The sequence below is a fragment of the Pseudomonas sp. SWRI81 genome (assembly GCF_014268545.1).
Taxonomy (GTDB): Bacteria; Pseudomonadota; Gammaproteobacteria; order Pseudomonadales; family Pseudomonadaceae; genus Aquipseudomonas; species Aquipseudomonas hamedanensis.
In genome coordinates, this window is record NZ_JABWQS010000006.1 from 138,011 (window position 1) to 147,230 (window position 9,220).

General features: G+C 59.3%; 12 protein-coding genes and 1 tRNA gene. 3 read left to right on the forward strand and 10 right to left on the reverse strand.

Translation table 11 applies throughout. From position 1 onward, the window contains the following. The first annotated feature begins 265 nt into the window (after positions 1-265). Positions 266-1,657 (forward strand): GABA permease, encoded by a 1,392-nt coding sequence (gene gabP / locus HU765_RS06275; protein WP_186619433.1) that lies wholly within the window; start codon positions 266-268, stop codon positions 1,655-1,657. A gap of 70 nt (positions 1,658-1,727) precedes the next feature. Here gabP and vapC read toward each other — a convergent pair whose 3' ends face one another. The 5 genes from vapC to HU765_RS06300 all read right to left on the reverse strand — a co-directional run bounded on the left by vapC (position 1,728) and on the right by HU765_RS06300 (position 4,372). Next, positions 1,728-2,135, reverse strand: coding sequence for a tRNA(fMet)-specific endonuclease VapC (gene vapC / locus HU765_RS06280; protein WP_186548463.1), 408 nt, complete (start codon positions 2,133-2,135; stop codon positions 1,728-1,730). Then, positions 2,135-2,365, reverse strand: a complete 231-nt coding sequence (gene vapB / locus HU765_RS06285; protein ID WP_039756568.1) for a type II toxin-antitoxin system VapB family antitoxin — start codon at positions 2,363-2,365, stop codon at positions 2,135-2,137. Before vapB ends, vapC begins: the two co-directional genes overlap by 1 nt. A 164-nt stretch (positions 2,366-2,529) precedes the next feature. Beyond that, positions 2,530-2,982, reverse strand: a complete 453-nt coding sequence (locus tag HU765_RS06290; RefSeq protein ID WP_186619434.1) for a hypothetical protein — start codon at positions 2,980-2,982, stop codon at positions 2,530-2,532. A gap of 6 nt (positions 2,983-2,988) precedes the next feature. Further along, positions 2,989-3,402: a hypothetical protein gene (locus HU765_RS06295; RefSeq protein WP_186548459.1), complete on the reverse strand. Its 414-nt coding sequence runs from the start codon at positions 3,400-3,402 to the stop codon at positions 2,989-2,991. A 28-nt stretch (positions 3,403-3,430) separates the two neighbouring features. Then, positions 3,431-4,372 carry an alpha/beta fold hydrolase gene (locus HU765_RS06300; protein WP_186619435.1) on the reverse strand — a complete coding sequence of 314 codons (942 nt, stop codon included), beginning with the start codon at positions 4,370-4,372 and terminating at the stop codon, positions 3,431-3,433. A gap of 32 nt (positions 4,373-4,404) precedes the next feature. Here HU765_RS06300 and HU765_RS06305 point away from each other — a divergent pair, with 32 nt between their 5' ends. Together HU765_RS06305 and HU765_RS06310 are read left to right on the forward strand one after the other, a co-directional pair. Continuing rightward, positions 4,405-4,611, forward strand: coding sequence for a hypothetical protein (locus tag HU765_RS06305; protein ID WP_186548455.1), 207 nt, complete (start codon positions 4,405-4,407; stop codon positions 4,609-4,611). Positions 4,612-4,704: 93 nt separating this feature from the next. Then, positions 4,705-4,995: a YceK/YidQ family lipoprotein gene (locus HU765_RS06310; protein ID WP_186548453.1), complete on the forward strand. Its 291-nt coding sequence runs from the start codon at positions 4,705-4,707 to the stop codon at positions 4,993-4,995. Between the two features lie 12 nt (positions 4,996-5,007). Here the strand turns inward: HU765_RS06310 and HU765_RS06315 are convergent, their stop codons facing one another. The 5 genes from HU765_RS06315 to HU765_RS06335 form a co-directional block, all read right to left on the reverse strand. Next, positions 5,008-5,355, reverse strand: coding sequence for a hypothetical protein (locus HU765_RS06315; RefSeq protein ID WP_186619436.1), 348 nt, complete (start codon positions 5,353-5,355; stop codon positions 5,008-5,010). 95 nt (positions 5,356-5,450) lie between these two features. Next, positions 5,451-5,526: transfer RNA gene (locus HU765_RS06320), tRNA-Phe, on the reverse strand. A gap of 91 nt (positions 5,527-5,617) precedes the next feature. Then, positions 5,618-5,890, reverse strand: a complete 273-nt coding sequence (locus tag HU765_RS06325) for an oxidative damage protection protein (protein ID WP_186619437.1) — start codon at positions 5,888-5,890, stop codon at positions 5,618-5,620. After that, a complete protein-coding gene (gene mutY, locus HU765_RS06330; protein WP_186548447.1) occupies positions 5,887-6,954 on the reverse strand; it encodes an A/G-specific adenine glycosylase in 1,068 nt (355 codons plus the stop codon). The genes HU765_RS06325 and mutY overlap by 4 nt, the downstream gene beginning before the upstream one ends. Then, on the reverse strand, positions 6,951-9,167 hold the full coding sequence (locus HU765_RS06335; protein WP_186619438.1) for an AsmA family protein: 2,217 nt from the start codon (positions 9,165-9,167) through the stop codon (positions 6,951-6,953). The genes mutY and HU765_RS06335 overlap by 4 nt, the downstream gene beginning before the upstream one ends. Between the last annotated feature and the right edge of the window lie 53 nt (positions 9,168-9,220).

A 9,220-nucleotide genomic window follows, 5' to 3' on the forward strand; every position in this document is an offset into this window, starting at 1 on the left:
GCATCACGCACTTTTCAGGTGTGTTTCTGGTGCGCGAATTCGTCTTGAAAGTGAGTCGCAGGGTAACGCTTTGGCGAATAGACATTAAACACAAGGACTTGCATCGAAAGCTGAACTGACCGCAACGCCCCCGGCATGCAGGGACTTGAAACATTTTGGCGCAAATCTTGCGTGCAGAATAAGGAACAGCCCGTTGGATTCTTTTTACGAGAAGGGAATTTCAGGCGGGCCGGATGCACTCGCTTTCCTTGCAAAGGTAGTTTCGATGAGCAGTATTCCAAGCTCCAACGGCCTCGAACAGGGGCTCAAACCGCGTCATGTGACCATGTTGTCGATCGCCGGTGTGATCGGCGCCGGTCTGTTCGTTGGCTCCGGCCATGCCATTGCCGCCGCCGGCCCCGCCGTGCTGCTGGCCTACGCTGCTGCCGGTACGCTAGTGGTGCTGGTGATGCGCATGCTCGGCGAAATGGCCGTGGCCTCGCCGGACACCGGCTCCTTTTCGACATACGCCGACCGCGCCATCGGCCATTGGGCCGGTTTCACTATCGGCTGGTTGTATTGGTGGTTCTGGGTCCTGGTCATTCCGCTGGAGGCCAACGCCGCCGCGACCATCCTGCATGCGTGGTTCCCGGGCGTCGATATCTGGGCCTTTGCTTTAGTCATCACGATGTTGCTGACCGTGACCAACCTGTTCAGCGTGAAAAATTACGGCGAGTTCGAGTTCTGGTTCGCCCTGATCAAAGTGCTGGCGATCATTGGCTTTATCGGCCTTGGCCTTGCGGCGATTTTCGGCTTCCTGCCGACCAGTCAGGTCAGCGGCGTGTCGCATCTGTTCGACAGCGGTGGCTTCCTGCCGAACGGCATGGGTGCTGTGCTGGGCGCGATCCTGACCACCATGTTCTCGTTCATGGGCACCGAAATCGTCACCATCGCGGCGGCGGAATCGAAGAACCCGGGCAAGCAGATTTCCAAGGCGACCAACTCGGTGATTTGGCGGATCGGCCTGTTCTACCTCGTGTCGATCTTCATCGTCGTGGCGCTGGTGCCATGGAACGATCCGACACTGGCCAACCTCGGTTCGTACCAGACCGTGCTTGAGCGTATGGGCATCCCGAACGCGAAAATGATCGTCGACATTGTGGTGCTGGTCGCGGTGACCAGTTGCCTGAACTCGGCGCTCTACACCTCTTCGCGCATGCTCTTCTCCCTCGGCAAGCGCGGCGATGCGCCGGCCATGTCGACCCGTACCAACAAAAGCGGCACGCCTTACTGGGCTGTGATGCTGTCGACCGGCGCCGCATTCCTCTGCACTTTCGCCAACTATGTCGCTCCGGCTGCGGTGTTCGAATTCCTGCTGGCCAGCTCCGGCGCCATCGCCCTGCTGGTGTATCTGGTGATCGCGTTCTCGCAACTGCGTATGCGCAAACAGCGCATGGCGCGGGGCGAAAAAATCGTCTTCAGCATGTGGCTGTTTCCAGGCCTGACCTACGCGGTGATCATTTTCATCATCGCGGCGCTGACCATCATGCTGTTCCAAGAAGCGCACCGCGTGGAAATCCTCGCGACAGGCCTGCTGAGCCTGATGGTGGTGGCCGCCGGTCTGCTGGTGGCGCGTCGTCGCAAGCTGGAAAAGCGTGGCGCGGTGGTGTTGAACTGATCCATTACGCGTAATGCAAAACGGCCGCTGTCAGTGACGACAAGCGGCCGTTTTTGTTTGTGAGCTTTGCTCAGTCGGGATAAACCCAGTCCTCAATACGCAATCCGGAAACACGTTCAAATTCCCGCACATTGTTCGTGACCACGATAAGTCCAAGTGACCGCGCGTGGCCTGCGATCATTTGGTCGTACGGCCCTATCGGTGTTCCCGCTTTCGCAAGTTCAGATCGAATCATCCCGGTCTGTGCGGCTGCGTCATTGTCGAAAGGCAAGACTTCCAGTCGCGCAACGAAACCTTCGACGATCGCCAGATTCTTTTCCGGGGCCGCGGACTTTTCAGCACCGTAAATAAGCTCCATAAGCGTGATAGCGCTGACGCACAATTGCCCGGAATGTCGATTGAAAGCTTCCCGGACAACCTGTGGTTTGTTCTTGATGGTGAAGATGCAGATGTTTGTATCTAGCATGTATTTGATCATCAGAACGACTCGCGCTCCTGATCAGTGGGTTGCTCACGGTCAGCCATGAAATCAGGGCTGACGCTGTCGCCATCAAACCAGCTATCCCAGCTTTCTCCAGCAGGCGTAATGACGCGTGTTCTGCCAATCGCAATGACTTCCACTCGTTTAACGTCGCCGGGCATCGCAACTGCCTTTGGCAGCCGAACTGCCTGACTTCTGTTGCTCATGAAAATTGTGGTCTGTTCCATATTTGACCTCTGGGTCTGATCCTGTGATGGCCTAAGGATAAGTTGTGCTCGGGATATGTCAACGGGATATACACTGTCATCGGACAAAGGGTAGCTAAGCCATCCAAACAAAAAACGGCCGCTGTCAGGGATGACTCGCGGCCGTTTTGATTTCTGAGCAGCGGTTATTCGCTCTTTTCTTCCTGGTTGTCTACCGACTTCCCATAAGCATCCAGCGCCACCCCGAAATCGGTGATGAACTGCGGCTCGCTCAGCCAGGCCTGGGCTTCTTCGATGGTCATGCCATCGGCCCACATGCGGTAGTCGATCAGCATGTCGGCGGCCAGGTGGGTGGCGGCCATGCCTTCGTTGTCGGCGTTTTCCATGTCGAGCAATTCAGGGTGATCGACGATGATGAACGCCAGTTCGCGCAGCAGGGTCAGCAACATCTCGTTGCGGCTGACGGCTTCGGCGTCGCGCATTTTGCTGAACATCGCCAGGGTGTAATCGGGGATCGGCTCGGCGAGGTGGCCGAGGTCTTCGTCCTGATCCAGCGGCTTGCGCCCGACCATACGGATTTGCTTGGCTTTGGCCTTGGCGCGTTTGGCGCGTTTCTGTTGCTTGTTCAGGGATGCCATGGGAGCTCAGTTCTTCTGTTGGGTTTGTGCGGCGATCACGTCGGACGCCGCCACATAGTCGGCCTGGAAGGCCGGGGATTCGATCCATGCCAGCGCGCCGGCCTCGTCGGTTTCCTGCGACCACTGCCGATACTCGATCAACGCCGCGAGGATGAAATCCATCGCGCCTTCTTCGCCTTCCTGCTCATACACCAGCTCCAGCAGCGGGTCTTCAAGGAAAGCCGCGCACATCGCTTGTTGGCTGATCTTCTCGGCGTCGATCATTTTCTTGAACAGTTCGGTCAGGTCCACCGATTCGAAATCGATGCGGTCGTCGTTCGGGTCGAGCTCGACCGGCGCTTCGGCGCGCTTGGTGCGGTTCTGCTTGGCCTTGGCTTTGGCCCGGGTGGCGCGTTTTTGCTGCTTGTTGGCGGAGGCCATGATCTGTTCCGTGGTGCGTTGAGAGGGCTCAGCTGCAGGGCACTTGCCGTCCGGGCGTATCGCGGGGCAGTGCGCCAGTTTGCAGCCAGGTCAGAGCGATGGGCCATAGTGTGGCTTGGTATGCGCTGCGAAAAAAGGCGAAATGTCCGACTTGTTGCTCGTCGATGTCCTGCGGCGCGATGCGCAGGTGGGTTTTGGCCGCGTTGCTGAAGTAGCCGAGCAGGCGTTCGATCGCCGGGATCGTGCCGTAGGGGTCATCGCTGATACTGACGGCCAAGGTTTGGGCGCGGACGCTGGCGAAGGGCAGGGCACCCGTTTTCTGCAACAGGGCGCGACCGCTCGGGCGCTGTTCGAAGCGCGCGGCAGGCGTGCTCCAGTCGCGTACAACGCCGGTTGGCGTATCTTCCAGCCAGCCGAGGCGCTTGCCGGGAAAATAGCCACAGAGCAGCGTCATCAAAGGCATCACCACATGCCACTTGCCGAACATTCGCCAGCGCTGCTCGGGAGCGTAATCGCGCCAATACGCAAACTGTGCGCCGACGGTGACCAATCGTCGGATCACCCTCCCGGATTCGGCCAGGCCCGCCGCGCAACCGCCGAAACTGTGGCCGACCACATCAATCGGCTGCCCGGGAAACTCCCGTTGCGCACGTTTGAGCATCGCTTCGAAATCCAGCGCGCCCCAGTCGCTCCACGAGGCGCGCAGCCCTTTGATCGACTCGCCGCGCGATTCGCCGATGCCGCGATAGTCGTAGGTCATCACGTCGAAGCCATGGCTGAACAGATAGGCTGCGAATCGTGAGTAGTGGCGACAGCGCACGGACGTGGCGGCGTTGATGATGACCACTGGGCACTGTGGATCGGGCGAACTGTGGCGCCAGGTGAAGCCGCCGAGTGCGTAGCCGTCGGCTGCGTTCTCTATGAACGGTTCGCCAATGGTTACCGGGTTGGTCGAAAGGCATTTGTTCATAAAGGCTCGGCCTTTGCGAAGGTGGATCGAGAATGAGCCTGGAACTGGCGCCGAGCAATATACGGAACGCAGTGCGTTCCGAATTCAATGTGATCGAATTCGTGACGCGCTGCGTCACGATTTACATAAGTCCAAGAGACCGTTCATTTCACATCCGCTCCAGTTCATGCAACGCGCAGCGGCATAATCCCAACATGACAGCGTTCGAGTACCGCCGCGCAACAGGCAATCTGGTCTAACCGAGATGCCGAGTCAGCAGGAAAAGCAGTCACGAGTGAAAGGCGCGAGTACAATCCCGCGCCCAGTATTTTGTGACGTAAGGAAACGCTGTTTTGAAAGGGATTCTGCGAATTGGCTGTGTCATAGGCCTGGCACTGCTGTTGGTTGGCTGCGGAACGTTTATCGGGCGCTTGAATGATGGTCTGTCCGACGCCGAGTATTACCGAGGGGTCGATGGCGGCCTACACCTGCTCGGTGTTCGGGGAGGAGGCAGCGATGGCATGCCGGCAGCGATCATCTGTTACATGATGATCGTCTGCCCGGTCATCACTGTTGTATCCCTGCCAGTGGATGCCGCTGTGGATACAGTCTTGTTGCCCGTCGATTACATCAACACCCTGTGAAGGCGGCATGCACTATCGACCTGTGCGCTTGCGCTTCGGCCTCTGCTCACGTACCCGCTCTTTGCGATAAATCCACAACCCAAACACACCAATGGCCAGCATGAACGCCGTCCAGAAGCTCTGCCAAACGAACTCGAACCAGTATCGCCGAGGTTGCAGTGCCAAGGTGTAGGTGCTGCGCGGCCCGCGATTGTTGGTGGTGATGGAGCCGGTGATCCAGCTTTCGATCAGCATGTAGATTGAGAGGCAGATGGCAATCGCGATCAGCACGCCGGCGAGGACGGTCAGCCAATAACTTACCCGGCTTTGCCGATACGGCGAAGGATGGGGCAGGGGGACGCGGGTTCGTTTTTGATTCATCGAGTGATGGCCCTTTTCCGTAAGGGGTAAGCAGTGTCCATCAAATCCCGGACATAAAAAAACCCTGAATCTTGCGATTCAGGGTTTTCGGTATTTGGTGCCCAGAGACGGAATCGAACCGCCGACACGGGGATTTTCAATCCCCTGCTCTACCGACTGAGCTATCTGGGCAACGGGGCGCATTAAAAGGGTTTTTCGGATTTACGTCAACGACTTTTTGAAAATTTCTTAAATTAATTCCGTCGCTTACGAAAATTGCAGGTTATTCGCTGGGCGGCACGTAGCCTTCGGCCTTGGCGTATTCCTCGCCGGAGAAGAACTTGTCCATTTCGCCTTGAAGGTATTTGCGATCTTCGGCATTCATCATGTTCAGGCGCTTTTCGTTGATCAGCAGGGTCTGGTGTTTCTGCCAGTCGGCCCAGGCCTTGGCGGACACGTTGTCGTAGATGTCCTGACCTTTTGCGCCCGGGAACGGTGCGCGCTCAAGGCCTTCGAGTTGTTCTTTGTACTTGCGGCACATTACGGTGCGGGTCATGGCGATTCTCCTGCATTCAAGACGGCGGCCGCGCGTTCGAGCAAGGTCTTGACCGGGGCAGCGAGGCCCAGGCGCGGCGGGGTGGCGAGGTTATACCAGAGCCAGTCGGCCTCGGCCACGTGGTGGCTGGCTTCCTGCACCTGAACCAGCCAGGGTTCGATGGACAGCTGGAAATGGCTGAACGTGTGGACGAGGCTTGGCAGCGCCTGCTGTTGGCCCATTGTCAGCGAGTGTTGATCGGCCAGATGCTGCAGATCGTCGAGGTCGTCAAGTTCCGGCAGGCTCCACAAACCGCCCCACAGACCCGTCGACGGGCGGCGGTAAAGCAGGATCGCGCCTTCGTCGTTGGCGAGCATCGGCATCAATGTGCGTTTTTGCGGGATGGCCTTGCGCGGCTTGGGGATCGGGTAGCGGGTTTCCAGGCCGAGCATGTGTGCCTCGCAGCCGCGTTCCAGCGGACACAACAGGCAGCTCGGCTTGCTGCGCGTGCAGAGTGTGGCGCCGAGATCCATCATCGCCTGGGTGTAGGCGTTGACCCGGTCGTGCGGGGTAAAGCGCTCAGCGTTGGCCCACAGCTGTTTGGCCACTTTCGGTTCGCCGGGATAACCCTCTTGCGCGGTGAAGCGCGCCAGCACGCGTTTGACGTTGCCGTCGAGGATCGGCGCGCGCAGGCCCATGCTGATGCTCGCGATGGCGCCAGCAGTGGACAGCCCAATCCCCGGCAGCTCGGTGAGTTTTTCCACATCCCGTGGAAATTCGCCGCCGTACTGGCTGACGACAATCTTTGCGGTCTTTTGCAGATTGCGTGCGCGAGTGTAGTAACCCAGCCCGGTCCACAGGTGCAGCACTTCATCCTCCGGCGCGGCGGCCAGTGCTTCGACCGTCGGCAGCGCGGCCATGAACCGGTCGAAGTAATTGAGCACGGTGCTGACCTGGGTCTGCTGCAACATGATCTCCGAGACCCACACCCGATACGGGCTGATGTTCTGCTGCCAAGGCAAATCGTGGCGGCCGTGGCGGTCGAACCACTCCAGCACCGCCGTGGAAAACTGCTCCGCTGTCATCGCTTGAACAGCCCCTTCAATGCGTTTTTCAGTTCCGGGCTGACTTTGTCACCCAGTTTTTCGTCGATCTTTTCGCTGAGTTTGTTGCCGGCCAGTTTGCTCGCCACCTGACCGAGACGGTCATTGTCGATGCGGCACGCCTTCGCGCCCAGCTCCAGCGGGCCACGGCAGCGCAGCGGCCACTCGATGCCGACGAATTTATCGCCGACCTGACAGGCCGGGTCGGGCATGGCGCTGGTGTCGCCTTCGACGATGATGCCGACGCGATAATCCATGCCCAGCACGCGCAGGTCGATATCGCCGTCACCGTTGACGGTCATGCCGGGGATACGCACTTTCAGGTCCGGGTTGCTGGCAACCCCGTTGCGCACGGTCAGGTTGCCCTTGAGTTCCTCGAACGGCGTGTCTTTGCCTCGAGGCTCGCCGCTGAGGGTTTTGCGATTGAGCGTGGCGATGCCTTTGCACAATTGCTGCTCAAGGTTGGCGTTGAGCAACACACCGTTGTTGATGACGAAACTGGCGTTGCCGTTCAGTGTGTCGATCAGCGCCTGCTGGCTGTTGCCGCTGCCGGTGACGGTGCTGGTGAGAGTCACCAAGCCTTTGACCGGCGGATTCTTGCCCTGGCTTTCGATGATTTTTTCCGCCGGAACGCGATTGAGGCGGGTCTGCAAATTCAATACGGGGGCGCTTGGGCGCACGTCCAGCGTGCCGTTGGCGACGAAACCGCCGTTGTACAGGTCGCCACTGAGGTTGGTCAGTGTCAGCAGACCGCCCTGGCCGGTGGCTTTCAGCGCAGCGTTCTGGATCGGCAGTTTGTCGAGGGTCAGTTGGCCGAAGGTCAGGTCGGCATCGACGTCGAGTTTGGCCAGACGCTCAACCGGCAGCAGGCGCTCGGTGCTCCAGGCGGTTTTGCTCGGTTTATCCGGCAGTGGCGTAGTACCTGCCACGGCACCTGCCTCGGTATTGGCGACTTCAGCCTGACGTGTTTGCGTGGCGCTATTGGCCTGAGCCGATTTCGGTGGCAAGTAGCGGTCGACGTTGAACGTGTCAGCCTTGAGGATCGCGCGTAGCGACTGTTTGGCGAAGTCTTCGATGGCGATGCGTCCGCTGAAACTGCTGTCGTCGAGTTTCAGGTTGATGTTGTCGAACGACAGACTGGTCGGGGTAGCCGCAACGCGGCTGACCAGCTCGACCTTGCTCAGGCTGCCTTCGCCCATCTTCGGCAAGGTCTGGCCGATGCTGTCGACGAACTTCGCCAGATCGAACTGCGCGATGGAGATACCACCGCTGATCTGTGGTGTCTTGTCGAGGTCGTTGGCTTTCAGCTCACCCAAGGCCCGCAACTGGTTGGCGGAGATCTTGATGCCGGTCCATTCGGCGACGTTCGCCGCTTTATCCAGCAATAGTTGTCCCTGGGCCGAGAAGGTCATGGTCTTGCCTTGCAGCGGATCGCCAGCGAGTTCACCGGACAGCTTCAGGTCTTCGAACTTGTAGCGTTGCAGGGCGCGTTCAAAGCGCAGTTCGCCACTGAGCTCGGTGCGCACGCGCAGCACCGGCTGATTGGTGCCGAGGAACGCGGTGGCCTTCACCGGAATGTTGGTCGAATCGTGGACCGGGCCGGTGCTCAACTGGATGCTTTCAGCGCTGAACTGCTTGCCGGTCAGCTCATCGGTGTATTCGACGCGGGCGTTGTTGACGGTCAGGCTGTCGATGTCGAGGCGAATGGGCTGCGCCGGTTTTTCCACGGCGACCGTCGGTTCGCTGGCGGCAGCGGCAGGCGTGGCTGGCGCAGTCGCGCCGGGCGCCACCGGCACCTTGCCGATGTCTTCCCAGTTGCCATGACCGTTCTTGTCACGGTTCAGGCGCAGGTTGAGACCTTCGACGCGCACGTCGCTCATCTGCACTTCGCGGCGCAGCAGTGGCAGCACGCGCACCGACAGGCCGAGCATCTGCAAGTCGGCAAACGGTTCGGCAGGCTTTGCCAGAGTGGCGACGCTGGCCTCGTGCAGTTCCAGGCCGAGCCAGGGGAACAGGCTCCAGCCGATATCGCCATTGAGCGTCAGCTCGATGTGGGCCTTGTCGCGGGCAATCTGGCGGATCTCGTCTTTGTAGTCGTTGGGATCGAAGAGGTGGGTCAGGGCGAAACCTGCCGCCACAATGATCAGCAACAGCCCGAGAAGTACCAGACCCAGGATTTTGCCGAACGCTTTCATGGGCGAGTCCTTGTAATTAGTCGAATTCGTCATCTAGCCGCGCAGTATAGCGC

Coding starts and splice junctions, on each gene's coding strand:
- gabP (WP_186619433.1), top strand. CDS start 266: ATGAGCAGTATTCCAAGCTCCAACGGCCTCGAACAGGGGCTCAAACCG.
- vapC (WP_186548463.1), bottom strand. CDS start 2,135: ATGATCAAATACATGCTAGATACAAACATCTGCATCTTCACCATCAAG.
- vapB (WP_039756568.1), bottom strand. CDS start 2,365: ATGGAACAGACCACAATTTTCATGAGCAACAGAAGTCAGGCAGTTCGG.
- HU765_RS06290 (WP_186619434.1), bottom strand. CDS start 2,982: ATGGCATCCCTGAACAAGCAACAGAAACGCGCCAAACGCGCCAAGGCC.
- HU765_RS06295 (WP_186548459.1), bottom strand. CDS start 3,402: ATGGCCTCCGCCAACAAGCAGCAAAAACGCGCCACCCGGGCCAAAGCC.
- HU765_RS06300 (WP_186619435.1), bottom strand. CDS start 4,372: ATGAACAAATGCCTTTCGACCAACCCGGTAACCATTGGCGAACCGTTC.
- HU765_RS06305 (WP_186548455.1), top strand. CDS start 4,405: ATGAGCCTGGAACTGGCGCCGAGCAATATACGGAACGCAGTGCGTTCC.
- HU765_RS06315 (WP_186619436.1), bottom strand. CDS start 5,355: ATGAATCAAAAACGAACCCGCGTCCCCCTGCCCCATCCTTCGCCGTAT.
- HU765_RS06325 (WP_186619437.1), bottom strand. CDS start 5,890: ATGACCCGCACCGTAATGTGCCGCAAGTACAAAGAACAACTCGAAGGC.
- mutY (WP_186548447.1), bottom strand. CDS start 6,954: ATGACAGCGGAGCAGTTTTCCACGGCGGTGCTGGAGTGGTTCGACCGC.
- HU765_RS06335 (WP_186619438.1), bottom strand. CDS start 9,167: ATGAAAGCGTTCGGCAAAATCCTGGGTCTGGTACTTCTCGGGCTGTTG.